Annotated in this window: 23 protein-coding genes and 5 pseudogenes; 11 read left to right on the top strand and 17 right to left on the bottom strand. The window is 59.6% G+C overall.

The annotated features are described in order from the left end of the window. Window positions 1-66 precede the first annotated feature (66 nt). Window positions 67-453, bottom strand: coding sequence for a response regulator (locus AC3WVQ_RS28870; RefSeq protein WP_113135621.1), 387 nt, complete (start codon window positions 451-453; stop codon window positions 67-69). Between the two features lie 213 nt (window positions 454-666). Beyond that, window positions 667-1,125: an MgtC/SapB family protein gene (locus AC3WVQ_RS28865; RefSeq protein WP_060645007.1), complete on the bottom strand. Its 459-nt coding sequence runs from the start codon at window positions 1,123-1,125 to the stop codon at window positions 667-669. Window positions 1,126-1,210: 85 nt separating this feature from the next. On the opposite strand from AC3WVQ_RS28865, the pseudogene AC3WVQ_RS28860 reads away from it, so the two are divergent. The 4 genes and pseudogenes from AC3WVQ_RS28860 to AC3WVQ_RS28845 all read left to right on the top strand — a co-directional run bounded on the left by AC3WVQ_RS28860 (window position 1,211) and on the right by AC3WVQ_RS28845 (window position 4,267). After that, window positions 1,211-1,524, top strand: a pseudogene (locus tag AC3WVQ_RS28860) (hypothetical protein). 101 nt (window positions 1,525-1,625) lie between these two features. Beyond that, a pseudogene (locus tag AC3WVQ_RS28855) lies at window positions 1,626-2,230 on the top strand (hypothetical protein). A gap of 213 nt (window positions 2,231-2,443) precedes the next feature. After that, the gene (locus AC3WVQ_RS28850) at window positions 2,444-3,181 is read left to right on the top strand and encodes a type IV toxin-antitoxin system AbiEi family antitoxin domain-containing protein (protein WP_113135620.1); all 738 of its coding nucleotides are present in this window, start codon (window positions 2,444-2,446) and stop codon (window positions 3,179-3,181) included. Further along, window positions 3,162-4,267 (top strand): annotated as a pseudogene (locus AC3WVQ_RS28845) (nucleotidyl transferase AbiEii/AbiGii toxin family protein). The gene AC3WVQ_RS28850 and the pseudogene AC3WVQ_RS28845 overlap by 20 nt, the downstream one beginning before the upstream one ends. Window positions 4,268-4,289: 22 nt before the next feature. Here the strand turns inward: AC3WVQ_RS28845 and repC are convergent. After that, window positions 4,290-4,565, bottom strand: a pseudogene (gene repC, locus AC3WVQ_RS28840) (replication initiation protein RepC); the annotation flags it as partial. Between the two features lie 2 nt (window positions 4,566-4,567). Between repC and AC3WVQ_RS28835 the strand changes: the two are divergent. The 4 genes and pseudogenes from AC3WVQ_RS28835 to AC3WVQ_RS28820 all read left to right on the top strand — a co-directional run. Beyond that, a pseudogene (locus AC3WVQ_RS28835) lies at window positions 4,568-5,185 on the top strand (transposase); the annotation flags it as partial. Between the two features lie 530 nt (window positions 5,186-5,715). Next, window positions 5,716-6,702, top strand: a complete 987-nt coding sequence (nuoH, locus tag AC3WVQ_RS28830; protein WP_034796768.1) for an NADH-quinone oxidoreductase subunit NuoH — start codon at window positions 5,716-5,718, stop codon at window positions 6,700-6,702. 132 nt (window positions 6,703-6,834) lie between these two features. After that, on the top strand, window positions 6,835-7,401 hold the full coding sequence (locus AC3WVQ_RS28825; RefSeq protein WP_110819590.1) for an NADH-quinone oxidoreductase subunit I: 567 nt from the start codon (window positions 6,835-6,837) through the stop codon (window positions 7,399-7,401). 37 nt (window positions 7,402-7,438) lie between these two features. Beyond that, complete coding sequence (locus AC3WVQ_RS28820) at window positions 7,439-7,879, top strand: CBS domain-containing protein (RefSeq protein ID WP_034796770.1); 441 nt, start codon at window positions 7,439-7,441, stop codon at window positions 7,877-7,879. Window positions 7,880-7,939: 60 nt separating this feature from the next. Here the strand turns inward: AC3WVQ_RS28820 and nuoG are convergent, their stop codons facing one another. From nuoG to AC3WVQ_RS28750, 14 genes are all read right to left on the bottom strand, one after another. Beyond that, window positions 7,940-10,516 carry an NADH-quinone oxidoreductase subunit NuoG gene (gene nuoG / locus AC3WVQ_RS28815; RefSeq protein ID WP_492383346.1) on the bottom strand — a complete coding sequence of 859 codons (2,577 nt, stop codon included), beginning with the start codon at window positions 10,514-10,516 and terminating at the stop codon, window positions 7,940-7,942. A gap of 28 nt (window positions 10,517-10,544) precedes the next feature. After that, window positions 10,545-11,810 carry an NADH-quinone oxidoreductase subunit NuoF gene (gene nuoF / locus AC3WVQ_RS28810; RefSeq protein WP_492383345.1) on the bottom strand — a complete coding sequence of 422 codons (1,266 nt, stop codon included), beginning with the start codon at window positions 11,808-11,810 and terminating at the stop codon, window positions 10,545-10,547. A gap of 2 nt (window positions 11,811-11,812) precedes the next feature. Beyond that, the gene (gene nuoE, locus AC3WVQ_RS28805) at window positions 11,813-12,325 is read right to left on the bottom strand and encodes an NADH-quinone oxidoreductase subunit NuoE (protein WP_492383561.1); all 513 of its coding nucleotides are present in this window, start codon (window positions 12,323-12,325) and stop codon (window positions 11,813-11,815) included. Window positions 12,326-12,341: 16 nt separating this feature from the next. After that, entirely contained in the window at window positions 12,342-13,556 is a 1,215-nt protein-coding gene (gene nuoD, locus AC3WVQ_RS28800) for an NADH dehydrogenase (quinone) subunit D (protein WP_060517298.1), read from the bottom strand. An 82-nt stretch (window positions 13,557-13,638) separates the two neighbouring features. After that, window positions 13,639-14,175, bottom strand: a complete 537-nt coding sequence (locus AC3WVQ_RS28795; RefSeq protein WP_492383344.1) for an NADH-quinone oxidoreductase subunit C — start codon at window positions 14,173-14,175, stop codon at window positions 13,639-13,641. Then, complete coding sequence (locus tag AC3WVQ_RS28790; protein WP_060517302.1) at window positions 14,172-14,675, bottom strand: NuoB/complex I 20 kDa subunit family protein; 504 nt, start codon at window positions 14,673-14,675, stop codon at window positions 14,172-14,174. The genes AC3WVQ_RS28795 and AC3WVQ_RS28790 overlap by 4 nt, the downstream gene beginning before the upstream one ends. Further along, entirely contained in the window at window positions 14,663-15,028 is a 366-nt protein-coding gene (locus tag AC3WVQ_RS28785; protein ID WP_029742550.1) for an NADH-quinone oxidoreductase subunit A, read from the bottom strand. The genes AC3WVQ_RS28790 and AC3WVQ_RS28785 overlap by 13 nt, the downstream gene beginning before the upstream one ends. Before the next feature lie 154 nt (window positions 15,029-15,182). Then, a complete protein-coding gene (locus tag AC3WVQ_RS28780) occupies window positions 15,183-16,622 on the bottom strand; it encodes an NADH-quinone oxidoreductase subunit N (RefSeq protein WP_492383343.1) in 1,440 nt (479 codons plus the stop codon). Next, window positions 16,619-18,094: a complex I subunit 4 family protein gene (locus tag AC3WVQ_RS28775; RefSeq protein WP_492383342.1), complete on the bottom strand. Its 1,476-nt coding sequence runs from the start codon at window positions 18,092-18,094 to the stop codon at window positions 16,619-16,621. Before AC3WVQ_RS28775 ends, AC3WVQ_RS28780 begins: the two co-directional genes overlap by 4 nt. Before the next feature lie 11 nt (window positions 18,095-18,105). Then, on the bottom strand, window positions 18,106-19,881 hold the full coding sequence (locus AC3WVQ_RS28770) for a Na(+)/H(+) antiporter subunit D (RefSeq protein ID WP_492383341.1): 1,776 nt from the start codon (window positions 19,879-19,881) through the stop codon (window positions 18,106-18,108). After that, entirely contained in the window at window positions 19,874-20,128 is a 255-nt protein-coding gene (locus AC3WVQ_RS28765; protein ID WP_492383340.1) for a hypothetical protein, read from the bottom strand. The genes AC3WVQ_RS28770 and AC3WVQ_RS28765 overlap by 8 nt, the downstream gene beginning before the upstream one ends. After that, window positions 20,125-21,588, bottom strand: coding sequence for a monovalent cation/H+ antiporter subunit D family protein (locus tag AC3WVQ_RS28760; RefSeq protein ID WP_492383339.1), 1,464 nt, complete (start codon window positions 21,586-21,588; stop codon window positions 20,125-20,127). The genes AC3WVQ_RS28765 and AC3WVQ_RS28760 overlap by 4 nt, the downstream gene beginning before the upstream one ends. A 4-nt stretch (window positions 21,589-21,592) precedes the next feature. After that, entirely contained in the window at window positions 21,593-21,895 is a 303-nt protein-coding gene (gene nuoK / locus AC3WVQ_RS28755; protein WP_029742540.1) for an NADH-quinone oxidoreductase subunit NuoK, read from the bottom strand. Beyond that, entirely contained in the window at window positions 21,895-22,395 is a 501-nt protein-coding gene (locus AC3WVQ_RS28750; protein WP_089045251.1) for an NADH-quinone oxidoreductase subunit J, read from the bottom strand. Before AC3WVQ_RS28750 ends, nuoK begins: the two co-directional genes overlap by 1 nt. 1,105 nt (window positions 22,396-23,500) lie before the next feature. Here AC3WVQ_RS28750 and AC3WVQ_RS28745 point away from each other — a divergent pair. The 3 genes from AC3WVQ_RS28745 to AC3WVQ_RS28735 are packed head-to-tail and all read left to right on the top strand — an operon-like array spanning window position 23,501 to window position 26,960. After that, window positions 23,501-24,331 carry a zinc metalloprotease gene (locus AC3WVQ_RS28745; protein WP_492383338.1) on the top strand — a complete coding sequence of 277 codons (831 nt, stop codon included), beginning with the start codon at window positions 23,501-23,503 and terminating at the stop codon, window positions 24,329-24,331. Then, entirely contained in the window at window positions 24,331-25,554 is a 1,224-nt protein-coding gene (locus AC3WVQ_RS28740) for a S1 family peptidase (protein ID WP_492383337.1), read from the top strand. The genes AC3WVQ_RS28745 and AC3WVQ_RS28740 overlap by 1 nt, the downstream gene beginning before the upstream one ends. 38 nt (window positions 25,555-25,592) lie before the next feature. Beyond that, the gene (locus tag AC3WVQ_RS28735) at window positions 25,593-26,960 is read left to right on the top strand and encodes a peptidoglycan-binding domain-containing protein (protein WP_492383336.1); all 1,368 of its coding nucleotides are present in this window, start codon (window positions 25,593-25,595) and stop codon (window positions 26,958-26,960) included. The last annotated feature ends 2 nt before the right edge of the window (window positions 26,961-26,962 follow it).

Raw genomic sequence — 26,962 nt, 5'->3', positions numbered from 1 at the left:
AAGAAGAGTGAGCGCTGGCTAGAGCTTGCAATCGCTTCCCGCTTTCAAGGCCTTGGCAAACGCTCGTCAGCCGCTCACGGCCGTCGCTGAATGCAGGAATGGTGGCATCCGCTTCTCCAGTTCCTCCAGAATGGCATCCATCCGGTAGGGCTTCGCCAGAAAGGAGACGCGATGTCCGTCGATTTCAGCCGCGGTATGGCCACCCGAAGTGACGATCACGGCGACACCTGCCGTGTAGCTGTGAACCAGTTTCACCAGATCAAAGCCGTTCAACGCGCCGGGCATGTCCACGTCGGTGATCAGCGCGTCGATCCGATGCCGACCCAGCACCGCGACAGCCTCCAGGACATTCGACGCCTCTAGCACTGCAAATCCTTCGTCTGCGAGGAAATCCCCCAATGTCATCCGGATCAACGGCTCATCGTCTACCACTAGGACGGTGCGCTGATACATTCTCGCCTCCGAAGCTCGTTGGCTCTCACCGCGCTCCCCACGAAGAAAGGGCGCCCGTGAATTGGACTCTTTGCCAACAAACTTAATAAAATGCCAACGATCGTCGCTCGCCCCTGCCATGCCGGCGCGCTTGTACGGAAGAACCAGAGAATCCCTGTGCGGTCGCGGTAAAACGGGGCAGCAATAATTGTTGTCGCTCCGGATGAAGGCAATTCAATCCGGTTTGTTCTCGGGGCCGTCTGGTTTGAGATTGGCATTGAGGCGAAGGGTGAGGAAAGTCATGACTGAGAGCACGATTGCTACGTCGTAAGCGCCGAGACCCACGGAGGTGCCGATCGCGCCTGTCGCCCAAAGGCTCGCTGCTGTCGCAGTTCCACGCACGCTTGCTTTGACAACAAGGATAGCTCCGCCTCCGATGAACCCCATGCCAGTGATCAGCCCTTCGACGATCCGGGCTGTGGCTTCCGGGCTTCCCGTGGTCAAGCGTTCGGTGGCCTGTATAAATCCGCAACTCGCTATGGCGACGAGTGGGAATGTGCGCAACCCCGCGCTTCTTTCGCCCTTTTCCCGGTCCCATCCGATAGGAAGCGACAGTAAATATGCGCCCACGAGCGCGCCAAGATGTGGAATGACATCGAATGTTACTCCTAGTGCGGCAAGCTGATCGATCAAATTCCATCCTCCCTCGTTGTTGTCGACAGCACATAGAAGCGCAGACCAACACATCAAGCGGATGGCCCTGGCAACGTAGGCTCAGATGACGAGAAAGCCTCATGACCGACAAAACTACCCCGACACCCCCGACGGTAGGTACTTCGTCGTTCGTGGCCGTCTTTGGCGGAAAAGCGATCCAGCTCTCCCGGCAGACGAGCGCGATCGACTGGTCAGGGAGCTCATGTCCGCCCGACGGGAGGCGATAGCGTAGCGACGATCGTTGCAAGGAGCCGGGTCGACAAAGCCAAGATCGCCCTTGGCGAGAGAGGTCCCGTCGGGTGGGACGACGGTAAGCCGGACTTCAACAGGCATTTAATGGAAAACACCCCGTATGCGGATTGGTTCGCATCTTTGTAGCCAGTGCGGCACAACTGATCGCGGCAACATCCTGATAACGTCATTTCGGGGTAAGGCCTTTGCTACGTTGAACTTGTCGGACGAAAACCCATCTAAGCTGCATGCCGAAACAAAAGAATGAAATCGAGCTCCTCAGGAGTTGGACCTTGCCGCCAGCGGCTACACTCGGGTCATCCGCGCGCGCTCATGGTATCCTGTTGGAAATGCGGGCGCGACTTCCCCTATCGTCGAAGAAATCGCTCGTTCTGGAGGCGTGTGAACTCGTGCTGACAATGCCAGCGAACGACAAGAGCCAATTCGACACCGCATCGGGCATCGTCTCCTCCGCGATGAAGGACATCGAAAACCTCCCCGTGATTCCCCGCGAGACACAGGACATCCTGACAATCAAGCCAGGCGAGCGACATCGGTGGCTAGCGGACGGTCGCCTCCCCAGCGTCGGGACACGGACGGTGCGACTGGCAGGACGGGCAAGGCAGATTACCTTCCACGTCTTTGATCCGCGGGTCGTCGAAGAATTCTTGACCGCGGGCTGGTGGATCAATGGCGGGACGAAGATGTAGATGCTGCCGCCGAGAACCGCCGGAGGGCCGCATACAAAGCGAAGCTGACGCGTCCAGTTCCCAGCGGAAGTGGGCGGCAACGTTCCCCCAGTAAACGGGCTCGTAGCCAGTGTCGGCGCCATTTACAGCCAGCTTTCCATTAAGCCAGCGCCTGAATGGCTTCCCAAGTTCAATGCCTTGCTTCTCGTCACGCACCTTCACACCCTGAACATAGATCAAATTCCGCATACACGGTGGCTCCGGTTCCAATAGTTGGGTCTGACCAAATTTTGTATCTAATTTCTGGTCAGTAAGCGGTGCGGCTTGCATACTGACCAAAATTTGTATACTTTTTTTGGTCAGAAAGCGGATGCACGATGCCTGACCCAACCTCTGATACCCTCAAACGAATCCGTGACCGGATCGCAAAGGCTGCACCTTCCGGCGTCTGGTCCCGAGCCGACTTCCTGGACATCGGTACGCCGAACGCCGTCGAAAAAGCGCTCCAGCGGCTGGTGCTTCGCGGCGAAATTCGCCGGCCCTACCGCGGTCTTTACGACAAGCCAGGCACGAGCAAGTTGACCGGGCAAATGGTCTTTCCGCCACGCTCCTCCTTCGTCGACGCCATCGCCCGACGGGATAAGCTTCGGGTGCTCGTTGACGGCATGACTGCCGCAAATGACCTCGGCTTGACCACGGCGGTGCCCGCCAGGTCTACGATTTACGCGGACACCTACCCGAGAACAATTACGATTGAGGCCAATGCCGGCGACCCAAACGCAACCAAGCCAGTTATCTTCACACTCGACTTCAAGCGCGTCTCCGCCAAGACGGCCTATTGGGCTGGCCGCCCCGCAATGCGCATCGTACAGGCTCTCAACTGGTTTCGAGACGACCGGCCAAATATTGAAACCGCCATCGCTGGAATCGTCCGGTACCTGTCGCGAAGTCCGCACAGACAACTCATCATCCAGGATCTCCGAGAAAACATTCACGCTCTTCCCGCATGGATGTATTCCGTTGTGAATTCCATCATCTCCGAACTGCCCTCCCCAAACGAAGATGGAAAAGCAGAGCAGGAACCAGAGACTCGACATGAATCCAACCTTCCTTGAGATCCTCCGGTCGAGCCCCGATGAGCAAAGAGCGCTCTTTTCTGCGGCCGCAGCAGGCCTCGATACGCGGGCAGAGAACACCGAGAAAGTCCTCTATGTCTGTTGGGTACTCGACTTCCTCTTCAATCGTCGTCCGGAGGGCTCGGCGCGACTCTACTTCAAGGGGGGCACGAGCCTCAGCAAGGCTTACGGACTTATTCAACGCTTTTCCGAAGACATCGACATCGGAATCTACAAGGCCGACCTTAACGTTCCTCTCGAAGCTGACATTGCCGCGCTGAAGTCCGTAAACCAGCAGCAGAAGGTGCTGGTGGAGCAGGTCGATGAGGCCGCCCGGCAGTACATTTCCGACCCTCTCAGGGAGCTGCTCTCAACCGAAATTGCCGACGTAGAAAAGTCGATCGACCGCGCCGGGCACTTCTCCCTCTCATTCGGTTTCGACGCATATCGAAAGAAAGAAGCGCCGGACGTTCTCGTCGTCGGCTACAAAAGCGTCTTCGACACCAGCGGCGGCTATGTTGAGGCCGCGGTGCGGATCGAAGGTGGAGCTCGTCCCGATCCGGTCCCGGCTGAGCCACGCCATATCGTGCCTTATGTGGCCTCGATGTTCGCAGCGGAAAGCGACCTTTCCGTATCAAACGTGATGACCGTCAAGCCCGAGCGCACTTTTTGGGAAAGGTCCTCATTTTGCACGCGATGACGAAGATGTCGGAGAAACGGAGGGTAGACGCAGATCCGGCCCGCAAGGTCCCAGATCTTAACCGCTACTCACGACATTACTACGATGTTCACCAGATATGGAACCATGCCGACTACGGTGCCAAGACCGCCTCGAGGAGCGATCTCGCGGAGGCAAGCCGCCGGCACAAGGAATTGACGTTTCGAGCACCTGACCATCGCTATGACCGCGCTGTACCTGGCACTTATCGATTGATGCCGACGGCCGATATGCGCGAGAAACTCGCAGCTGACTACCAACGCATGTCTGCAATGATCTTCGGCGGACCGCCGGCTCTCGACGACGTCCTGGGTAGCATTGCGCAGTTGGAGAAGTTCCTGAACGAGCTGGTTCAACCGAAGGCCTGATCATTCCCGTGCCCTCGCGCTTTCACGAAGCCTTGAGGCTCGGTGATTGCCGCATCAGCGCCATCAGCATTGGTCCGAGTGAAAACTCCCCCCGCTCGGCCTTTCGCGTCAGATCGCGCAGATAACCGCCGGCCGAATTGATGTGCCCTGCCCTTTCGAGAATGCATGCCATGATAGCGGCCGCGTTCTCCGCCCCAAGGATCCCGCAGGCCTCCTCGTAGGCGCTCGGACTGACCCCGAGCATCGATCGAACCACCACGGCGGCCGACATCAGGTCCCGCCAGCTCTCGATCGCGCCGCTTCACGCAAGGAATACGAGGGTACGAGCCGGTAAATCGAGACCGTCGCCAGCGTCTCGACGCGCTTCGAACTGGAGATGGCCGTGCGCTGTCAAAACACCTGAAGGCAGAGATTTGCAGAGAGCTTGATCGCCTCGAATTGCTGCTAGCACAAATCAAGGATGTAGAAGCAGAGCGAGATGCCTTAATCGCCCACGAGACGCCGGAAACGCCGGCAGGAGCGACCGCTCTTTTGGGCATCAGAGGAATTGGTCCAGAGTTCGCTACGATACTCTACACGGAAGGCCTGTTCCGACACTTCGATAATCGACGCCAAATCGCATCTTACGCGGGCCTCGCCCCCCCGCCTTGGCAAAGCGGCAATGTCAATCGTGAGCAAGGCGTATCGAAAGCGGGAAATCCGCGATTGCGAGCGACAATGGTCGAGCTCGCCTGGCTATGGCTGCGGCATCAACCAAAGTCGGCGCTAACGATATGGTTCAAAGAGCGCATCACACGCAACAGCCGCCGCCTTAAAACGCCGATGATTGTAGCACTGGCTCGCAAGTTGCTGGTTGCTCTGTGGAAGTACGTGAGTTCCGGTGTCGTAATAGAGGGCGCGATCATGAAAAGCGCCTGAACGCAAACGCAGACACTATCGTCAGAACACTCATCCTCAGGGCCTGATCAGTCCTGACGGATCCAGGTGGACGGACCGGGAATCCTTTTGGCTCTCAAACGCCGATCTTGAGTTTGGTCCCGTTCTCCTGAGCCCGTGCCCGTCGAAAACGGGATAGTGGTGCAGCCGCTACGGACGGCGACCGAATGTGAGGTTGTACAGGCCCGCGAACGGGCCGGTAAGACTATGGGCTCAGACCGTGCGACCGCCAAAACGGAGAAATTCGATGCCACTCGAATGACCAATTGACAAAGATCCTGATGTGAACGGATTCGAACCTGCCAAGCCGGTTTGCCTCATGATTAGGCCGATCGACGGTGACTAGGAAAGAAACCGACGGCAACCTCCTGACCGTCCCAGAATAGGAAACGGCAGCCTGTCCACGGCCGCCGTTTCGTGAGAAAATGGAGAAAACTGGAAGGACCCGCTCAACGGGTAAGCCGGGTCGGGCCCAGTCACGTTTCTGCCTGTCGAATAGATGGCCGCGGATCATGGAACTTCTCGTCGCCCTTGGCCTTATCGCCCTCAAGATCGCATTGCTCATCGCAATGCTTCTACTCTTGCCTTTGCCGCTGACCTGGCTGGAGCGAAAGATTGCCGGTCACATGCAGCAGCGCATGGGTCCGATGCGCGTGGGGTGGCACGGCCTGCTGCAGCCGGTGGCTGACGGTATCAAGCTCCTGACGAAAGAGGATCATATCCCTGCCGAGGCAGATCGCTTCCTATTCAAGCTGGCGCCGATCCTGGCGCTCGCTCCGCCCTTTGTGGTTTTTGTCGCAATCCCCTTCGGCGAGACCGTCTCAGTGCTCAATGCAGAGATCACGCTCTACGTTTCCAACCTCAATGTGGCTCTGCTCTTCGTCTTCGCGGTGATCGGTCTGGAGGTCTATGGCGTCATCTTCGGCGGCTGGGCCGCCAACAGCAAATACGCCGTTCTCGGCAGTCTGAGGACCTGCGCACAGATGATCAGCTACGAAATCCCCATGGGTTTCGCAGTCATCGGCGTCGTGATGCTCGCACAGTCGATGAGCCTCGTGGACATCGTGCGCGCCCAGAGCGATCTCTGGAACATAGTCTATCAACCGATCGGGTTCTTCGTCTTCTTCGTTGCGGGATTGGCCGAAGCGCAGCGCATTCCCTTCGACCTGGCCGAAGCGGAAGGGGATCTCGGCGCCGGGTTCCATACCGAGTACAGCGGTATTCGTTTCGCGCTCTTCATGGTCAGCGAATACGTCATCGTGCTCCTGGTATCGGTCCTCTCCGTCATCCTGTTTTTTGGCGGCTGGAACGGTATTCTCATTCCGCTGCCGCCGCTTCTCTGGTTTGCGCTCAAGGTGGCATTCTTCATTTATGTTTTTATGTGGTTCCGTTTCACTTTGCCCCGCTATCGATATGACCAACTGATGGCGATCGGATGGAAAGTCTTGCTTCCTCTGTCAATGGCGAACATAATTATCACTGGTATTGCTTTCACTTAGGAGCCAGGGCGGCTTGTCCACGCGCCTTCTAGGTTCGGTGTCGATCTGACGAAGATGCGTGCAGCAATCGAAGGGACTACAGCGACCCTCCCGCGTTGGAATAGACGCACGCCGCTGTAGAACGGCGCGACGATGTCACGCGTAGTCGACAGAGCTGGAACATGGATCGGCTGGGCGCTTTTTGCCGACCTGGCGAGCGCCTTTACGCTGACCTTTGGCTATATGTTCTCCAAGCCGGTGACCATGCAGTATCCGGACAAGGAGAAGTGGCTCCCCTATTCGCGCTATCGCGGCCATCACTTCCTCAAACGCGACGAAGAGGGCGAGATCAAGTGTGTCGCGTGCGAGCTTTGCGCTCGCATCTGCCCCTGCGACTGCATCGAAGTCGTTCCCTACGAGGACGAAAACGGCAACCGACACCCAGCAAAATTCGAAATCGACACGGCCAGGTGCCTTTTCTGCGGCCTGTGTGAGGACGCCTGCCCTGCGGACGCCATTGCACTTGGCCAGCAGTACGAATTCTCGAGTTTTTCGTCACGCGACCTCGTGATCGGACGCGACGATCTGCTCGAAAAACCTGGAAAGGCAATGACCGGCGGTGGTGTCGTCGCCGCACGCCTGAATACGGATGAGGACGTGCTGGTCGAAACGAGCGAACCGCATGGATACAACTGGTGGCGCAATATCCGGCGAACGTGAGGAGCAGCAAACCGGGGCGCGCAGATAGGAGGCTCAGATGCTTGTCGGTGAAATCGTGAAGGATAAGGGTGCTGGAGTGATCGCAGTCGCTCCCGACCAGGCGATGGTGGAGATCCTGCGGCTCTTTCGTGACAACAATATCGGCTTCGTGGTCGTCAGCCACGCGCCCGGAAGGTACATGGGCACGGTCTCGGAACGGGATTGCTGCAATGCGCTTGCGGAATATGGGCCTGAGGCAGCGCTGATGCCGGTCGCCGAGATCATGAACCGCAACGTGGCGATCTGTTCGGCTGTCGATGGGCTGCCCCTGGTGATGTCGATCATGACCCAGAGACGGACACGTCATGTGCTGGTCATTGAGGAGGAGGCCATTGTCGGCGTCGTCAGCATCGGCGACGTGGTCAAGCACCGGCTCGACGAGGCGCAGCGCACGGAGCGGCACCTGTACGAATACATTGCCGGGGCCGGCTACCACTGAGAGTGGCTTTGCGCCCACAGGTCGGGACACGGGCCTTGCAGGGGCCTCGCGCGCACATCCTCATGCTCCTCGCCAGACCCGGTTCGTGCCCTCGATTGCGTGCGCTGCTGCTGCCTTGTGAACCTTAACCGGACACGGGTATTCACCGCGCCTCATCAAGCTGTTGAGGCGAAGAGACCGATAGTTTTCGGGAACAAAGACAAGACCCTTGGGAAACGGCTTTTCGACCTTGAGCTGCGCTACCAGTTCACCGCGGGTTGAACGAACGACCACCTGGTCGCCGTCCGAAAGGCCAAGCTTAGCCGCATCCTCAGCGCTCATCGCGACATAAGGATCGTTGGCGACCGTGTTCAGGATCTCCGAACGCTCGGTCAGATAGCCATTGTGGAATAGACAGTTGCCGGTGACGAGCAGGAGCCCGTCGCGCGGTTGCGAAACGGTCGGCGGTGCATGGAAGGCTTCCGCCGGTGGCGTCGGGCCTTCTTTCGTGAAGGCACCGTCGGCACCAAGTCCGGTCCAGGTGAGCGCCTGATAGGCCGGTATCAGCCGGGCGATCTCATCGAAAACCGCGACATGCGTCGAAGGCTGCAATATTTGGCCGCGCTCAGCTGCGACAAAATCGAAGATAGCGAGATTACCCCGCGCCTCAAAGACTGGTTCCCGGAACTTGGCGACCTGCTGGATGCGACCCTCGTTGTTGGTAAAGCTGCCGGGCTCTTCACCGTAGCCCGCCGCTGGCAAGACGACCTCGGCCAGTGCGGCCGTCTCGTTAAGGAAACTGTCCTGCACGATCAAGAGATCAGCGGCGCCAAGTGCCCGCGCCACGAACTCCCTGTCCGGATAAGAGACCAGGGGGTCAGTTCCGACAAGGTAGAGCGCGCCCATTTGCCCAGCCACGCAGAGATCCAGCATCGCGTCGAGGTCACCACCCGGCCCATGGGGGATTTCGGCGCCCCAGTTCCGGGCAAGAGCGGCGCGCGCCGTCTCGTCGACAACCGGCTGCAGCCCCGGCAAGCCGCCCGCCAGGGCCCCCATATCAAAGGCGCCCAGCTGGTTGGCGCGGTCGAAGAGGAACTGCAATGCTGGGGTCTTGCCGAGGAGGCGAAGCAGTTGCAAGAGATTGGTGAGTTGCTGCAACGCTCCCCGCGCGTCGGACGATCTCAGGAGGTCGACACTGACAAGCACGGTGACAGTGCTGCCTTCGTTGAGTGCTGCGGCCAGACGATCCGGTCCATCGCCGCCATTGCCAGCCACCGGGCCGCCGACTGCCACGCCGATCTCTGCAACAGCGTCACCTGACAGTTTGTCACCGACGGCCGCAGCAAGTCCGGCAACCACGGCTGCAAGGCTCGCGACCTCTCCGCCAGGCGATACACGAACCACAGCCTTAGCATCGGCGTCGAGGCGGGACGGTCGCGTCGAGAGCATGAGTAATCCAGTCCCGCGCCGCCTGGCGGCATCCCGCAGCAGATACTCGGTGACCGGGTTTTCCTCGGTCACGTTGCCGCCGATAACAAGCACGTGATCGACGCCGATCACGTCCGTCAAAGGTGCACGACTGTAGCCTGCCATCAGCGGGGCAAGCGCGTCGAAGGGTGTGGACCAGCGCGACGAGCTGTCGATGTTGTTGGTCGCAAAGACCGTGCGCATGAGCTTTTGGAACTGATAGAGAACCTCATTGGGCAGGCGCGGCGAGACAAGTCCGCCGGAAGCCTTGCTTTCGACCGCTGCTAGCCGCCGGCGCAGATAGTCTCCTGCTTCGTCCCAGGAGACCGGCACAAGAGTGCCGTCGCGGCGGATCATCGGTCGTTTGATCCGATCATGCCCTTCGATGAAGTCGAGGCCGAAACGGCCGCGTGCGCAGAGCGTTTCGCGGTTGACGCCGTGTTCCTCCTTGGACCGGACACGCATGAATTCGCCCTTGCGCGCGCCGACGGTCAACTGACATCCCGTGCCGCAATGCGGACAGATCGTGTCGACCTCGGCGAGATCCCAGGGCCGAGCCTTATAGCGATAGGGAAAGCTCATCAGCGCGCCGACCGGACAGACTTCGATGCAGTTGCCACACTGGTCGCAACTGGCAAGACTGCCCTCAAAGCCGGTGACGGCCGTATCCATGCCTTTCTCGACGGTGCCAAGGGCGACCGCGCCGACGACCTCCTCGCACATGCGCACGCAGCGCTGGCACTGGATACAACGGTTGACGTTCATGATGACGACCGGGCTCAGGCGAATGTCGCGAGAATGGAAGACGCGCTTGGGATCATGAAAGCGGCTTCTCCCCGGGCCATAGGCCATCACCATGTCCTGGAGCTCACACTCGCCGCCCTTGTCGCAGATCGGGCAGTCGAGCGGGTGGTTGGCGAGCAGCATGTCCAGCATGGACGAACGTGTTTCATCAATCAGTGGCGTGTCCGTTCGCACGACCATGCCTTCAGTGACGGCTGTGGCGCAGGACGGCTGTAGCCGCCGCAGTCCCTCGATCTCGATGAGACACATGCGGCAGGAGGCAAGCGGCGGCAGGCGCTTTAAGTAGCAGAAGGTCGGAATTTCGATGCCCAAGCGCTGAGCGGCCTGCAACACAGTCGAGCCGGCCTCGACGTCCAGTGTTTGCCCATTGATCGTAACGCTCACCATGACTTACTCGCCCGCGCTAGAGCGCTCCTCAGTGGAACGGACACTTCCGCTCCTCGATATGGGCGACGAACTCCTCGCGGAAATGCGCAAGCGAGGCCCGCAACCCCATCGCAGCACCGTCACCCAAAGCACAAAACGTATTGCCAAAAATGCCCTTGCAGAGCATGTCCAGCTGCTCCATGTCGCCGGGGGCTCCCTCGCCCGCCTCGATCCGGCGCAGCACTTTCACAACCCAGTTCAACCCCTCGCGGCAGGGTGTGCACTTGCCGCAGGACTCGTGGTGAAAGAACTCGATGATGCGGGTGGCGACCTTGACCATGCAGGTCGTGTCATCGACGACGATCACGCCTGCCGAACCCAGCATCGTGCCGGCAGCAGCAAGCGAGTCAAAGTCCATTCCGACGTCTAGCCCCTTCTCCGGGATCACCGGTGCGGAAACACCACCTGGTATTACCGCCTTGATCTTGCGACCGGCCGGCGGCCCGCCGGCATGGTCCTCGACCAGTTCTCGAAGCGGGATCCCCATCGGCAGTTCGTAAAGCCCGGGCATGCGCACCTGCCCGCTGACGCAGTAGAGCTTCGGGCCGGGGCTCTTTTCGGGTCCGATACCGCGGAACCAGTCAGGGCCCCGCGCCACGATATGCGGCACGCACACCAGCGTCTCGACATTGTTGATGACGGTCGGGCTGGCATAGAGCCCCGCAACGGCTGGAAATGGCGGCTTCAGGCGCGGCTGCGCCCTCTTGCCCTCGAGCGAGTCGAGCATCGCGGTCTCTTCGCCACAGATATAGGCACCAGCACCGCAATGGACGTGGACGACGAAATCGAAGTCCGAACCCAGTATCCGCGTTCCGAGATAGCCTTTGGCCTTGGCCTCGGCAATCGCCTGCTCCAGCCGCCTGATCGCCAGCACATACTCGCCGCGAATGTAGACATAGGCGACCTCGGCTCCGATCGCATAGGCACTGATCGCCATGCCCTCGACCAGCTGGTGCGGGTCGCGCTCCATGACGATCCGGTCCTTGAAGGTGCCAGGCTCCCCTTCGTCGGCGTTACAGCAGAGATACTTCGGCTTGTCGGCCCGCTTGGGGACGAAACTCCACTTCATGCCGGTCGGAAACCCTGCACCGCCGCGGCCACGCAGGTTCGACCGCTTGATAAGATCGATGATCTCATCGGGCGTATGTTCCTTGAGGGCTTTGTGAAGCCCTCGGTAGCCGCCGCCGGCCTCATAGGTCGAAAGAAGATGCCCATCCTGCACGTTCACATTCTTCAGAAGAACCGGTTCGTACATGGCTATTCCCCCGGCGGTTCGACGGCAGCGAGATCGGCGCCGGTCGTGTCAGGCACCATGGCGCGCAGCCGGGCAAGCAGCGCGTCGATCCGCTCGATGTCGAGATTGCCGTGATAGTCGTCGCCGACCTGCATGACCGGAGCCATTTCACAGGCGCCGAGGCATTCGACGGTCGAGAGCGTAAACAGACCATCCGCCGTCGTGCCTCCCTTCTTGATCCCGAGCACGTTCTCCAGATGCGTCAGCAGATCCTCGGATCGCCGCAGCATGCAGGATACGTTGTCGCAGAGTTGCAGATGGAACTTGCCCACCGGCTCGGTATGGAAGAGCGTGTAGAAGGTTGCGAGCTCGTAGACCCAGATCCGTTCGACGCCGAGGATTTCGGCGACTTCCTCCAGCACCGGGCCGGGCAGATGGCCATGTTCGCGCTGCGCGATCAAAAGTGCGGGCATGATCGCCGAGCGCTGGTCGGGATACCGCGCCGCCGCCTGTTCGATCTTCTCGCGCATCGCCATCACGTCCAAATCTCCGCTACTTGTCGACCTCCGCCATCACAGGATCGAGGCTGCCGAGCACGGCGATCATGTCCGCCAGATAGCGGGCGTTCGTGACGCCGAAGACGCCTTGAAGGTTGACGAATGAGGGTGCCCTGACCTTCATGCGGAACGGTTTCGGCGATCCATCGCTGATGATGTAGAACCCGAGCTCGCCCTTGGGCGCCTCGATTGCCGAATAGACCTCGCCCTTCGGCACGCTGAAGCCGTAGGCAGAAAGGTCGAAATGCTGGATCAGGGCCTCCATCGAGCAATGCACGCGCTCCTTGTCGACGGGGAAGGCAATCGTCGGCATGTCGACCTGGAACGGCCCCTCGGGCATCTGGTCGATGCATTGTTCGATGATGCGCATGCTTTCACGCATCTCATCGACCCGGCAGCGCCAACGCGCATAACAATCGCCTTCGTCGCGCGTGATGACATTGAAATCGAGCCGGTCGTAGATCTCGTAGGGCTCGTCACGACGGATGTCCCAGTCGACGCCGGAGGCACGCAGGTTCGGACCGCTGAGCCCGAGATCGATGGCGTCTTCGGCGGTGATGACGCCGATCCCTTGGGTGCGTTTGAGGAACACCCGGTTGTCTTCGAGCAGCCGCTCATAGTCGCGGATCCGGTTTGGGAAGATGTCGCAGAACTCCCTGATCTTTGCGAAGAACCCGTCAGGCAGATCCTCGCGAACGCCACCGACCCGGCAGAAGGAGGTGTGCATGCGCGCACCGGTGACCATTTCGAGGAGATCCATGATCATTTCGCGCTCGCGCATGACGTAAAGCAGCGCGGTCATGGCGCCGAGATCCATCGGCAGCGCGCCGGTGATCAAAAGATGACCGGAGATGCGCGCGAGTTCCGCCATCATCACGCGGATATATTGCGCCCGGATCGGGGCCTCGATGCCGAGCAGCTTCTCCACCGCGAGCGCGAAGGCCAGGTTGTTCGAGGGCGGGCAGAGGTAGTCGAGCCTGTCGGTCAGCGGGAAGATCTGCGTATAGGTAAAACTTTCTGCCAGTTTTTCCGTGCCGCGATGCAGGTAGCCGATATGGGGGTCCACCCGCTTGACATACTCGCCGTCCAGTTCGAGCACGAGCCGGAGGACCCCATGAGTGCTGGGGTGTTGGGGTCCGAGATTGAGAAGCACTTCCTTGCTGTTGAGCGCTTCTCCTTCCGGCCTCGTGAGCTCGGTGACTTCGGTCATCTCAACTTTCCGGTATCGATCGGTCTCCGTGGTTCATGTGATTTCGGATCGGTCCAAAAGGAAACCGCCCGCACCTTTCCTCCTATGGAATGTTCCGCGTGGCGAGGTCGGGCTGGGTCGGCGGCGGACCTTCGGCACCAAACGGGTTCAGCTTGTCCTTGTACCCCTTAAGCGGGAAATCCTTGCGCTGGGGAAAGCCCTCGAAGCCCTCCCACATATAGATCCGGCGCAAGTCAGGATGCCCCGTGAACCGGATGCCATACATGTCCCAGGCCTCGCGCTCATGCCAGTTGGCCGTGCGCCAGACCCCGGTGACCGAGGCAACCTCGGGCGGATCGCCAAGCCGACACTTGATGCGGACACGCCACCGATTGGGCAGCGAATAGAGATGATATACCGCCTCAAAGCGCGGCGTTTCGGGATAATGGTCAACGCCGCAGATGTCGGAAAGGAAGTTGAACCTGAACTCGGGTTGGTCCTTCAGGAACCGGCAGAATTCGACGATCTTTTCGGGCGGAACGACAAAGACATCAATGCCATGCGCAGTGCCGAGATCCTCGATGGTTTCCCCGAAGCGCTCCAGGATCAAAGCGCGATTGAGAGACGGTTCGACACTCATGATGCCGCCACCCGATCGAGAGGCGTTCCGGCAAGCGCGCGGGACTTCTTGATCTTTTCTTGCAATAGCAGGAAGCCATGCATCAGCGCCTCGGGCCGTGGCGGACAGCCGGGCACATGCACGTCGACTGGCACAAAGGTTTCAGACCCTTGCACCACGGCATAGGTGTTGTAGACGCCCCCTGAAATGGCGCAGGTACCCATGGCGATCACCCAGCGTGGCTCCGGCATCTGGTCGTAAAGCCGGCGCACGACGGGCGCGAACTTGCGGGTCACCGTGCCGGCGATGATCATCACGTCGGACTGCCGCGGCGAAGGGCGAAACACCACGCCGAACCGGTCGAGGTCGTAGCGCGCGCAGCCGGCCGAGATCATTTCGATGGCACAGCAGGCGATGCCGAAGGTCTCGGGCCACAAGGCCGACCTTCGGCTCCAATTGATGACGCTCTCGGCCGTGGTGAACAGCACGCTGTCCTGGATCGTGTTTCCTACTCCTCCCATTCCAGCGCTCCCTTCAGCCAGGCGTAGGCAAAACCCACGAGAAGCAGCACGATGAAGACGAACATTTCGAGATAAGCGACGAGACCAATCTCTTTGAGAACGACTGCCCAGGGGAAGAGAAACATCGCCTCGACATCAAAGACGACCAGGAGGATCGCAAGGATGAAGAACTGCACCCTGAAGCGTCCCCCGGCTGCCTCGCCTGCCGGGTCCATTCCGCATTCATAGGGCATGTTCTTTTCGGGATAAGGATTGGACGGCCGCAACAGCGAGGAAACAAAAAGCGTCGCCCCCACCACCAGAACAATTCCGGCGATCATGAAAAGAACCGGCAGGAAATCCGCTGCAGACATATCGCGCAGCCCGGTCACCCATCGGGGACGTTGCTCAAGCCGCGATCGGCTCTTTCGGGCCGGTAACGCGGTCGCCCAGTAGAAGCGACTTTGGGCATTCCTTTCCTAAACTGCTAGTTTATTCTGTCGGATAGGCCAATGCAAATGCGATCGCTCAGCCGCCGAAGGCCGACTGCTGGGCGAGCTTCAGAAACCACGCCGGAAACAGGCCGATGCCAATCGTGCCGGCGGCCGTGACGGCGAGAGCAGCGCCGACCAGGGGCGTCAGCGCCGGCTCGAACGACCGCTCTGGTTCGCGCATGAACATCACCATGACGATGCGGATGTAAAAATAGGCGGCGACGGCGCTCAGGAGCACCGCGATCACGGCCAGGAGGACGAAACCGCGCTCGACGAGCGCGACCAGCACGTAGAACTTGGCAAAGAAGCCTGCCGTCGGCGGAATGCCCGCCAGCGAAAACAGATAGAGCAACATCAACAGCGCCAGCCCCGGATGCAGCTTGGCGAAGCCGGAATAGTCGTCAATGACTTCGCCCGAGAAATTGCCGTTGCGCATCATGATGACGGCGCCGAAGATGCCAAGGTTCATGAAAGTGTAAATCAGAAGGTAGAGCATCACGCTGGCGATCCCGTCCGCACCGCCGGCCACGATGCCCAAAATGGCAAAGCCGGCATGGGCGATACTGGAATAGGCGAGCAGGCGCTTGAAGTTATCCTGCACCAGCGCCACGAAGCTGCCGAGCGCCATCGTCACCACCGCGATAACGGCCAATATGATCCAGACGTTGGAGCTTGCGACCAACGGGTTGAGGAACACCCTGAGGATCACCGCGAAGCCTGCCGCCTTGGGCCCGACAGACATGAAGGCGGTAATCGTCGTCGGGGCACCCTCGTAGACATCCGGCACCCACATGTGGAACGGCACCGCGCCAATCTTGAAAACCAGCCCCGCGACGATGAACACGACCGCCAAAAGCAAACCCGGATCGAGCGGATTATTGCTGATTGCCGTCGCCATACGATCCAGCTGCGTCGTGCCGGTAAGGCCATAGACCAGCGAAACACCATAAAGGAAAATCCCGGTCGAGACGGCGCCGAGGATGACGTATTTGAGCGCCGCCTCGTTTGAGCGTTGTTCACGCCGGAGGAAGCCGGTCAGCACGTAGGTGCACAGCACCATCAGTTCGAGACTGACATAGATCGACAGGAGATCGGTCGCAGACGCCATGATCATCATGCCGGCAAGCGCAAGCAGCAGCAGGACATAGTATTCGCTGCCGCCGATCCCTTCGATATCGGCATAGTTTCGCGAGAGCAGGAACGTGAGCAGGATCGACAGGTAGAACAGCGATTTGAAGAAGATGGAGAAGGGGTCGGCGACGAACATGCCCGCATAGGCCGGCTGCGCCCCTCCTGACAGCGTGAATGTCGCCACCGCAGCGACCAGCACCACACCGATCGACGCCCACACAAGAAGAGCGTCCTTTCCCTTCGGCAAGAGTTGCCCGCCAATCAACAGGATTGAGGACCCGACAATCACGATGATTTCGGGCAGGCTTACAAGGATCGACGCAAGGAGCGCTGCGGCGGTCATGGGCCGTTCCCCCTGTCGTGGACCTGCTGCAAAAGATGCGTGACCGAGCTGTCGATGATGGCGAGAAAGGGCTTGGGGTAGAACCCGACCCAAAGCACGAAGACGGCAAGCGGCAGGATCGCCACCAGTTCGCGGCCGTTGACATCACGAACCTTGAACCGCGCGCCGACGGTTGCCGGACCGAGCGCCACTTTCCGATACATGCCAAGCAGATAGGCCGCGCTCATCAACGCGCCCAATACGGCGACTGCGCCAAGGGTGAGGTTGGCCGCAAACCCGCCCGATAGCACCAGCAACTCGCCCACGAACGCGTTCGTTCCCGGCAACGCCATCGACGACAGCACGAACAACGCCAGAAATCCGGTGTAAACGGGAGCCACCTTCATCAAGCCGCCATAGTCGGCGATGCTGCGGGTATGGGTGCGCTCGTAGATCAGGCCGACGAACAGAAAGAGCGCGCCGGTCGTCACGCCGTGATTGAACATCTGCAGGATGCTGCCTTGAAGCCCGAGCGGGTTGAGGGCAAAAATCCCAAGCGTCACGAAGCCCATATGGCTGATGCTCGAATAGGCCACCAGCTTCTTTAAATCGTCCTGCGCCAAGGCAAGCAGCCCGCCATAAACGATCGCGAGTGCCGAGAGAGCCATCATCAAGGTCGAATAATAGACTGAAGCCTCCGGCAGCATCGGCAGCGAGAACCTCAGGAATCCATAGGCCCCCATCTTCAGGAGTACGCCGGCAAGGATGATGCTGCCGGCCGTCGGAGCCTGCACATGGGCGTCCGGCAGCCAGGTATGGAGCGGGACCATCGGCACCTTGACCGCGAATGCGACGAGGAAGGCAAAAAACAGCCAGGATTGAATGTCGAACGGCAGGTCGAGTGCCATCAAGGCGAGGATGTCGAAGGTCCTGCCACCCTCGAAGTAAAGAACGATGACGCCGATCAGGAACAGGAGGCTGCCCGCCAGGGTGTAGAGGAAGAACTTGAACGCCGCATAGACCCGGCCGCCACCGCCCCAGACCCCGATGATCAGATACATCGGGATCAGCATCGCCTCCCAGCAGACATAGAAGAGAAACAGGTCGAGCGCCGTGAATACACCCAACATCAGGGTCTGCATGGCGAGCAGGCAGACCATGAACTGCTTCACTTTGCGGTCGATGGCGACCCATGAGGCGAGCACGGAGACCCAGCCCAAAAGCGCGGTCAGGAACACGAAGAGCGCACTGATCCCGTCGACGCCGAGCGCAAAGGTTATGCCAAGCGCCGGCACCCACGGGTGCTTCTCGACAAACTGCATCTCTGAGCTCCCGGTATTAAACCCGGAAAGCATCGCAATGGCGAGCGCCACGTCGAGCAAGGTGAAGCCGAGCGCTGCCCACCGCACCGTCTCGTCGCTGCGCAGGAGCATCACGACCGCCGCCCCGGCGGCAGGTACGAAGACGATCAGGCTGAGCAGCGGGAACGCCATCACAAAACCCCCTACTGCCACACGATGGCAAAAACAGTGATCGCCGCGATCACGCCGGCGATCATCGCCAGCGCGTAGTGGGTGACCATGCCGGTCTGCAACCGCCGCAACGCGCCGCCGCCAGCAAGGATGGCGCGGGCAAGCCCGTTCACGGCCGCATCGACGCCATTTAGATCCACCCGCAGTCCGGCGCGCGCCGTCCCGTGCAGGAGCGGCAGGACCAGAGCGTCGGACACATTGCTCACTGCCTTTTCGTATCGCGCCAGCGGTCTCTCGGCGAGCCACAGGAAGGCTCGCGCCCCCTTGCGGTAGAACCAGTCCGTATCGATGCTGATGGTATTTTCCGGATCGAGCGCTTTCAGGAAGAGCACGAAGCCCAGCGCGGTAAACATCAGCAGACCGAGGCTTTCGGTGACATGCGCGCCCGTATAGGGCTCGAAGGCGACCGGATAGGGAAGGAGCGCATAGAGCGGTCCCGGGAACACACCAATCGCGATGCAAAGCAGTGCCGCCATACCCATCGCAACCAGCATGTTACTGGGCGGCTCGCGCGCCTCCAGCTTTCGATCAGGCCCGAAAAACATGTAGTAGGGCAGCTTGAGGCCCGTGTGCAGGAACGTGCCTGCCGATGCCATCGTGAGTACCAGAACCACGAGTGCCCTGTGATCCTGACCGGCGGCGGCGATCACCATCGACTTGGTGACGAAACCCGAGAAGAACGGAAACGCTGAGATCGCGAAGGCGCCGATCATATAGAGCGCGACCGTCAGCGGCATGGTTTTGTAGAGCCCGCCGAGCTCGGTCAGTTTCCGCCGTCCGGTGACCTCAATCACCGCCCCTGCCCCCATGAAGAGAAGCGCCTTGTAAAGGATGTGTGCGAAGGCGTGGCTGGTGGCTCCATTTACCGCCATTTCAGTGCCGATCCCGATGCCCGCCACCATGTAACCCACCTGGCTGACGATGTGATAGGCAAGCAGCCGCCGACAGTCGTTTTCCAACACCGCATAGATGACGCCATAGAGTGCCATCACAGCACCGAGCCAGACGAGAAGCTCAGTGCCTGGGAATGCGCGCGCCAGCACGTAGACGGCCGTCTTGGTGGTGAAGGCGCTCATGAATACCGCGCCTGTGACGGTCGCTTCGGGATAGGCGTCCGTCAGCCAGGCGTTCAGCGGCGGCACCGCAGCATTCAGCAAAAAGCCCGCAAGGATCAGATAGCCGCCAATATCCATTGCTCCCGCGGCACTGGCTCCGGCGATCGGGCCGAAGAGCAACGAACCGGCGGCGAACCCGTGGAGCACGATGCCACCAAGCAGAGCGACGCCGCCCGTGATATGCACGATCAGATAGCGGAAAGCCGCACGGATCGCGCGTTCGCCCCCTTGCGCAAAGACCAGATAGGCCGAGGCAAACGCCATGCCCTCCCAGAAGAGGTAGAGGGTCAGATAGTCACCGGCAAACACCACACCCAGCGCACTGCCGACATAGGCGAAGGCCGCCACATGCTGACCTGCCCGCGGCAGATGCAGCGCGTAAACCATGCCGATCAGCGCCATGATGGTGAAGACGGTGGCAAAGACGATGCTGAGCTTGTCGACGTTTGCAAACAGGATTTCCTGCCCGAAGACGCGCGCCGCGCCATAACTGCCTGGCTCCATCGTCAACACCGCGACGATGGCGAGAGCAGGAACGAGCACCAGAAAGACCTTGCGGACCGTTCCCTTCAGGAACGGGATCGGCACGGCGCCGAGAATGAACAGCAGGGCGGGATGGACGAAGTCAATCATAGTAGTCCTCGCGCCGCATGAGGCCGACTTGGTGGCCGAGGAATTTTGAGACGAAAATGATGAGCACGCAGGAGCCGAAACCATAAGCCGCCGACCAGCCGGGCAAGCGGTCCCACAGATATTCGGCCTGCTCGCGCGGAACCAGGAAATCGGCGGCGACGATCAGAACGAGCACGAGATAGAACAACCGGCGGCGAGACCGCGCATAGCGCTCGTCGCCAAAGAAATCGACGATGTGCCTGATCATCTGACCACTCCTTCCGCCAAGGCGATGAAATAGCCGGGGAAGATGCCCATCAGCACCGACAGGGCAGCGGTCGCCACCAGCGGGATCGTTACCAGCGGAATTTCCCGGACAGGTGCTGCCTCTTCCGGCGCCTCTGTTCCGAAAAAGGCGATATAGCTCACCGGCAGGAAGTAGGCGGCGTTGAGGACCGAGCTTGCCAGGAGGACGACGAGGAAAGCCATCTCGCCTGCTTCGACCGAGCCGAGCGCAAGATACCACTTGCTGACGAAGCCCGCAGTTGGCGGCACGCCGATCATGCTCAGCGACGCGACGAAGAAGGCTCCCATGGTCCAGGGCAGCCGGCGGCCGATGCCGGCCATGTCGCTGATGTTTCGTTTTCCCGAGGCGCAGTAGATCGATCCGGCGCAGAAGAAGAGCGTGATCTTGGAGAAGGCGTGCACGGCGATATGAATGATGCCGCCGATCATCGCGACCGGAGACAAAAGCACAGCACCCAGTACCACGTAGGAGAGCTGGCTCACCGTCGAATAGGCAAGCCGCGCCTTCAGGTCGTCGCGGGTTAGCGCGTAGTTCGACGCCATAAGGATGGTGAAGGAGACGAGATAGGCCGTTGCGATGCCGAGCCCCAGCCTTGCGACCAGATCCACGCCGAAGACATCGAACACCAAGCGCAGCAGGCAAAACACGCCCATCTTGACCACGGCCACTGCATGCAAGAGCGCGCTCACCGGCGTCGGTGCAACCATTGCGGCGGGCAGCCAGGCGTGCATCGGCATCACGGCGGCCTTGGCGAAGCCGAAAAGGTAGCAGAAATAGACAACCGTCAGCAGCGGCGCCGAGGCGTCCACTTTCGCCAGCCGGCCCCCGGGCACAAAGTCGAGCGATCCGGCAATCTGGTAGGTCAGCGCCAGCGCGGCAAGAAGCACGCTTTTCGATGCGCCCATCAGGTAGACGAGATACTTTCGGCTGCCTGCCCAGGCTTCTTCATCCTCGTGGTGGTAGACGAGCGGATAGGTCACGAGGCTCAGAACCTCGTAGAAGATCACCAGTGTGAACAGATTGGCTGCGAAGGCACCCCCGACGGCGGCGGCGAGACTGGCGGCGAAGCAGGCGAAGAAGCGGGTCTGCGCGTGCTCGTTCAAGTGCCGCATGTAGCCGATGGAATAGACCGCTGCGACGATCCAGAGCAGCGAGGAAACGGTGGCAAACACCATGCCGAGCGCATCGACACGGAAAGCGAAGGCGATGCCCGGCAGGATCTCGAACAGGCGGAGATCGAGCGTACCACCCGAAAGCACCGTGGGTGCCATCGAGATGACGATCGCGAACATGACGACCGCGGCAAGCGGCGAGACGGCGTCCCGGATTTTGTCGTGCTTGTTCAAGAGGAGAACTGCCAGTGCCGCCAGTCCTGCGACGGCGACGGCAAGTAGCGGCCGGATTGATAGCACCGGATCCAAGCCGCTATCCTTTCATCGTCGTCACGTCGTCGATCTTGAGGGTGGGCTTGTTCCTCACGAGGGCGACCAGAATGCCGAGGGCGACGGCAACTTCCGCCGCGGTGATGGCGATGACGAAGATCGCGACGATCTGCCCGCGAAAGTCACCGTAGTACCGTCCAAAGGCGATGAAATTGATGTTGACCGAGTTGAGCATAAGCTCCAGCGACATCAGCACGACCAGGATGTTGCGCCTCAGCAGCACACCCGCGGCTCCGATCACGAAGAGGATCACGGCGAGCGAAATGTACCACCAGAGCGGAACCATCACCCGGTCTCCTTCCGGGCGAGCACAATGGCACCAACGAGTGCTGCGAGAAGGATGATCGAAGCAACTTCGAACGGCAGCAGATAATCGGCGAAAAGGACCGTGCTCAGCTGCCTCACCTGGTCGCCGCCGCGCGACGCGACGGGCTCAACCGCCGAAAAGCGGCCACTCCAGAGCACAAGCGCAAGCATCTCGACCCCAAGCAGGACGAGGAGGGTCAGTGCGGGCAGATTCCCCCCGGGCACGAACCGTTGCAACACCGCTTCGCGCACGTCGATCATCATGATCACGAAGAGGAAGAGGACCATGATGGCGCCGACATAGACGAAGATCTGCACGACTGCGAGGAGCGGCGCTTCAAGCAGGACAAAGATTGCCGAGATTTGCAGGAAACACGCCATCAGCGCCAATGCGCTATGAACAGGGTTCCGAGCCAGGACGACCGTAAGGGCGGTAACCACGGCCCCCGCAGCAAACAGAAGGAAGAACCCCTGGCCCATGACGCAGCCTCTCCCGCGCGAACTATTTCGCGGCGCTTGATGGCCGGAATTCAGAGAGCGCCGCAGTTTCAGTTGCGTTTATAAATTGTGCCCCAAGGAACGGTTTTTCACAAGAATATTGTCTGCAACTTAGTTGAATGAGGCTTTATAGGTCGTCAATGCGATCCTCTGGGAGAGCGGCATGCGGGTGCTTGCCCAAACAACATCAATTGCTAATATGCAATACCGGTTAGCAGCCAATTGAAGCGAACACCCTGGTCCGCCGGTAGCGGGGAATATTCAAGCGATATCAAACGTTCGATTTTGTGACGGCCTTAGGGAGAGGCGAGCACGATGCGAATGTGGTTTTCATGGTTATCCTTGCTTGCACTCACTCTGATCGCGTCCACTGATGCGTTTGCAGCCGAAAGCGGTCGACGCCTGGCGCTCGTCATTGGAATCGCCGCCGGGTCGCTTCCAAACGCGTAGATGCGATGCGTTCATTGTCGAGTTCGCTTCTCTCGGGATCCAAGACCATTGGCGACAATACAAGCGGCCAAAAAGCTAAACGGAATTCATGCCGTTCAACACTAAGGGTTGAAATTCCGCGAATTTCGGTACATGCTAATAATCGGAAGGAAATCTCCGCAATTTGAGATCGTCGGCAATAAGCCGAAGTATTCTGGCGTCCAGCGATGCCGGCATATGCGCCTGAGCGCTGACGTTTATGTAGGTTGGCATAAGCGATATAGAATTGAAGCGAATTAGGAATAACAGAAGTTGCATTCCGCGAGCACAAAGTTGCTGACGAAGAAATTTTTCGGGGGAGAACTGTGCCATACCGGGAAGATTTCGCGAGAGCGGTCGGTTGGTCCGCTACGGATGTTAGCGTTCGCCTAAGCAATGGCGCCGGGCGAGGATTTTTATCCTACCCGAATTCAAATGGCGTTGATATCGTCATTCGTTGTTACGCAAGTTTTGCTCGCCCAAAAACAATATCGCCTGCAGAAACAAGATTCCTGTCCAAAGAGGGATTTGGAGACGAGGATGGTTTCACCAAGCCAGGTCAGCAAGTCATTGCTCTTCTGAAAAACCGAGCCGGACTCTAACGGCTATGAGTAATGGGATGGCCAGAGGAATCTGCATTTTAGTCGCCATAAGCCTTAATCTCAGTTTAGTCGGCTTGGTACGGGCGCAGGACGCTTATAGTCTGGAACGGATGGTTACGACGCGCTCGCTATTCGGAGACAATCTGAATGGAAGCGTAGCTGATTTGATTGAGGATCAATCGGTCGGGACGTTGTTTGGATTGGGTTTAGGGGCAAATGCAGGCGCTTTCTTTTCGGAATTGACCGACGAGCAAAAGCGAAACATCATTGAGCGCGCCTATCCTGATCTTGCCGCGAAATGGCCGACTAAGACGCTCTTCGTCTGCTGGGAGGAGTTCTCCGATAAGTTCGCTGCCGACCGTGACCTCGTGCGACGCGCCATCGAAGCGACCTGGCAAGCGGCCTCGGCCCTGACCTTCGAGGGTTGGGGTGCCTGTCAAGAGGGCTCGGTCGGCATCCGAATAGCCGTCAGAGACGTCGGTCCACATGTGCTGAAGCTTGGCAAGAACATCGACAAACTGAAGGATGGTATGGTGCTCAACTTCGCCTACACCATCACCGAACCGGGCTGTTTGTCCTCGGAGGATACCCGGCACTGGTGCATCCGCACCAGTGCCGTTCACGAGTTCGGTCATGCGATCGGCTTCTCCCACGAGCAGAACCGGCCAGACACGCCGACGGATTGCCAAAGGGTTCAGCGGCCGCAAGGCGACAACGGCACTGACATTGGCATGACGCCTTGGGATCCGCATTCCGTGATGAACTATTGCAACGACATTTTTCTTAACAACGGTGAGTTGAGCGACTTCGACAGGGCAGCCGTTCAAAAGATTTATGGGGCAGTTTGATGCGACCCTTTCTAGCAGGCATCTTCATTTCACTCTTTGTTGTGGCGACGGCGCCCGCGCAGGCTACCGATCAGCAATTGCACCAAAAGGTGCAACACAGCCTAGTTCAGTTGACGACCACTGGAACCGCCCGCATTGGGCCGTTCACTGGCTCAGAGGTAAGTGGTAACGGCACCGGGTTCTTCGTCGGTTCGGATGGCTACATCCTGACGACGGCACATCTCTTCGACCAACTGAAAGAGGCAAATGCCGCTAACGCCTCGATCAAGGCGAAATTCGAAGGGACCGGCACCGGCACCGTCCAAGTCGTCTACGTTTCGGAGCTAGCCAGCCTTGACCTTGTGTTGTTGCGAGCGATAGTCGACAACGGCATCACCGTGCCACCCTCGCTTGAGATTGGCGACAGTAAGGACGTCGACCTGAACGCGCCGGCGCTTCTTACGTCCGGATACGATACAACCGGCTACCGGCAACGGCCACTCGTTTTCAATAGCACCTCTAACGCTTTGGCCGCCTTCGCCTGGACGGTGAACGGCGTCACAAACTCCGGCGCAAGTGGCAGCCCGGTCTACATCGACCGTGGCGGCACGCCCTTGGTCGTCGGCATCCTCAGCGCCACGGCTAAGGACGATAACGATCTGTCGCTGATGATCCCGATCGAGTATTCCTTTCAACTGATCGGTCAGTTCAAGATGAAAAAGTTGCAGGAAGAGGTGGCCCGGCTGACGACCATGCTTGGCAAGGCGACGAGGACCAATCCGCCCTTGAATGCCCGCGTCGACGACATCGAGAAATCAGTGGACGAGATCAAGGAAAGCTTCAGTTGGACCGCCGAGACCGACGACGCCCGCGGCACGTTGGTGATCAAGTACCACAAGATCGTCAGCGACGGCCCGCAGATCGATCAAATCAGCGTCAAGATCCAACCCTACACGTTCGGCAGCGACAGCACCGGCAATGCGAGCGCCGCGCAGCCGGAAGTGACTTGGAACACCCAGACACTCCCGCGAAAGTCTTTGGAGTCGGAAGAACGCACTGGCACCTTCGTGATGGACGAGTTCAAGAAAAAGCTGACCGACGTGATCCTAAATAAGGGCGCCATCCCCTCAATTCGGGATCCGTTTCGCGACGTCGTCGTCCGAATCAGCGCGGATACCGGCCAAACATTCTTCCAGACCGAATTGATCATCGAGCCGAAGTTCAGCTGGAACTTCCAGAGATAGCCTCCCACCTCGCAGTGTCCAAGGAAAGGCAGTCCAATATGCACCTAAAACGACTTATCGTAGTGCTGGGATTGGCGGCGGCCGCAGGATTAACACCGCTTCCGGCGGCGGGGGGCGTGATTAATGACTTCATCCCTACCGGCCTGCTGACCCGTAGCGCCGCGCAGGCGCTGCCCTTCGCGCCGGCGGCCGTCACCGCTTTCGATGACAAGGTCTTCGCCGCTGGCACCGCCGACGGCAAAGGAAGGATCCTCCGCCTCGATGCGTCGACGCTGCAAATCAGCTCGACGCGGGATCTAGATATCGCCCCCAGTGCCATGGTGGCGAACTTTGACCAGACGCTGCTGTTCGTGATCGGGAAGCTGGACAATGGCCTGACCCGGGTCGAGGTGCACAACACCGATCTCAAGGCGGTCGGCGGAATCACAGTCGGCGTACCGATACAACATCCCTCGTTGACGATTACGAAGAACGACGTCCTGGTCGTCGGCAGCCTTCCCGGAGCGGCTGGCCCGGGAGCGGTAATCGCCTTCGACATGTCTCGGCCCGGCGAGCCGAGGGCACTGCCTGACCTGGTGCCTGACGTCTACGGGCAAATCGGCGTGGCGCAAGCCTGGTTCGACGGCACTCAAGCGGGGGGGACCCTTTTCGTCAACACCGCACTACCACCGTCGCTGATTGCGGTCGCGATTGAAGGCAAGGCAACCGGCGGCAAGCTCAGCAGCCTCAAATTTGACGATCCGGCGCCGGTGCCGATGATGGCCAACTTGTCCAGCCGCCCATGCCTCACCGGCGAGGCCATAGCTTGGTTCCTGGTTGCCTCGAGCGGCAAGCTGTTTCTGGCCACGTATGACCCCGGCTCTACCTTTAAATCGCTCGACATTGTCTCGCTGAGCGAAACCAACCTCAAGCTTGAGGGCGGATACGATCCTCCATTCTATTATGACACCAAGGTGCAGATGAACGCCGGCCTGCTCGCCAGTTCCTGCGATATGGGTGTGATCTTGATCGGCAACCGCAACTCGCGCCAGGTTGAGCAATTCGCGGTGAACCCGAAGGCCAATCCGCCGACGTTGGAAAAAGTGGGCCAATTCTTGCTGGACGAGGTGCCAGATCGACTGGTGATGACGACGTCGGGACAGCATGGTTATGCAGTCTCGGCCCGAACCAACACACTCACTCGGTTTGATGCCGGCAGCGGCGAAGTGACCGGAAGCGAAACGGCGCGGACGTTGCAGCGTCTATTGGTTGAAAAGGGCTTTTCGGTCGGTCCCATTGACGGACAAATCGGTGCCCGCACCCTTGATGCCATCACCCGCTTTGAGCGCAGCAACAATGTCACCCTCGACATCAGTCGCGACATCAAAAAGGCCTTCGAGACGCTTCAGGCAGCCCCAGCGCAGTAGCA

Source organism: Ensifer sp. EB106-05-01-XG146 (genome assembly GCF_058791875.1).
The sequence above is the reverse complement of the archived record's forward strand: the minus strand, read 5'-3'. Positions and strand labels throughout refer to the sequence as shown.

Coding starts and splice junctions, on each gene's coding strand:
- nuoD (WP_060517298.1), bottom strand. CDS start 13,556: ATGACCGAAGTCACCGAGCTCACGAGGCCGGAAGGAGAAGCGCTCAAC.
- nuoG (WP_492383346.1), bottom strand. CDS start 10,516: ATGGTGAGCGTTACGATCAATGGGCAAACACTGGACGTCGAGGCCGGC.
- AC3WVQ_RS28785 (WP_029742550.1), bottom strand. CDS start 15,028: ATGTCTGCAGCGGATTTCCTGCCGGTTCTTTTCATGATCGCCGGAATT.
- nuoK (WP_029742540.1), bottom strand. CDS start 21,895: ATGGTTCCGCTCTGGTGGTACATTTCGCTCGCCGTGATCCTCTTCGTG.
- nuoF (WP_492383345.1), bottom strand. CDS start 11,810: ATGTACGAACCGGTTCTTCTGAAGAATGTGAACGTGCAGGATGGGCAT.
- AC3WVQ_RS28770 (WP_492383341.1), bottom strand. CDS start 19,881: ATGATTGACTTCGTCCATCCCGCCCTGCTGTTCATTCTCGGCGCCGTG.
- AC3WVQ_RS28780 (WP_492383343.1), bottom strand. CDS start 16,622: ATGACCGCCGCAGCGCTCCTTGCGTCGATCCTTGTAAGCCTGCCCGAA.
- AC3WVQ_RS28825 (WP_110819590.1), top strand. CDS start 6,835: ATGTCACGCGTAGTCGACAGAGCTGGAACATGGATCGGCTGGGCGCTT.
- nuoH (WP_034796768.1), top strand. CDS start 5,716: ATGGAACTTCTCGTCGCCCTTGGCCTTATCGCCCTCAAGATCGCATTG.
- AC3WVQ_RS28795 (WP_492383344.1), bottom strand. CDS start 14,175: ATGAGTGTCGAACCGTCTCTCAATCGCGCTTTGATCCTGGAGCGCTTC.
- AC3WVQ_RS28790 (WP_060517302.1), bottom strand. CDS start 14,675: ATGGGAGGAGTAGGAAACACGATCCAGGACAGCGTGCTGTTCACCACG.
- AC3WVQ_RS28775 (WP_492383342.1), bottom strand. CDS start 18,094: ATGGCGTTCCCGCTGCTCAGCCTGATCGTCTTCGTACCTGCCGCCGGG.
- AC3WVQ_RS28850 (WP_113135620.1), top strand. CDS start 2,444: ATGCCTGACCCAACCTCTGATACCCTCAAACGAATCCGTGACCGGATC.
- AC3WVQ_RS28820 (WP_034796770.1), top strand. CDS start 7,439: ATGCTTGTCGGTGAAATCGTGAAGGATAAGGGTGCTGGAGTGATCGCA.
- nuoE (WP_492383561.1), bottom strand. CDS start 12,325: ATGGCGATGCGCGAGAAGATCGAACAGGCGGCGGCGCGGTATCCCGAC.
- AC3WVQ_RS28735 (WP_492383336.1), top strand. CDS start 25,593: ATGCACCTAAAACGACTTATCGTAGTGCTGGGATTGGCGGCGGCCGCA.
- AC3WVQ_RS28750 (WP_089045251.1), bottom strand. CDS start 22,395: ATGGGCCAGGGGTTCTTCCTTCTGTTTGCTGCGGGGGCCGTGGTTACC.
- AC3WVQ_RS28745 (WP_492383338.1), top strand. CDS start 23,501: ATGGCCAGAGGAATCTGCATTTTAGTCGCCATAAGCCTTAATCTCAGT.
- AC3WVQ_RS28870 (WP_113135621.1), bottom strand. CDS start 453: ATGTATCAGCGCACCGTCCTAGTGGTAGACGATGAGCCGTTGATCCGG.
- AC3WVQ_RS28740 (WP_492383337.1), top strand. CDS start 24,331: ATGCGACCCTTTCTAGCAGGCATCTTCATTTCACTCTTTGTTGTGGCG.
- AC3WVQ_RS28765 (WP_492383340.1), bottom strand. CDS start 20,128: ATGATCAGGCACATCGTCGATTTCTTTGGCGACGAGCGCTATGCGCGG.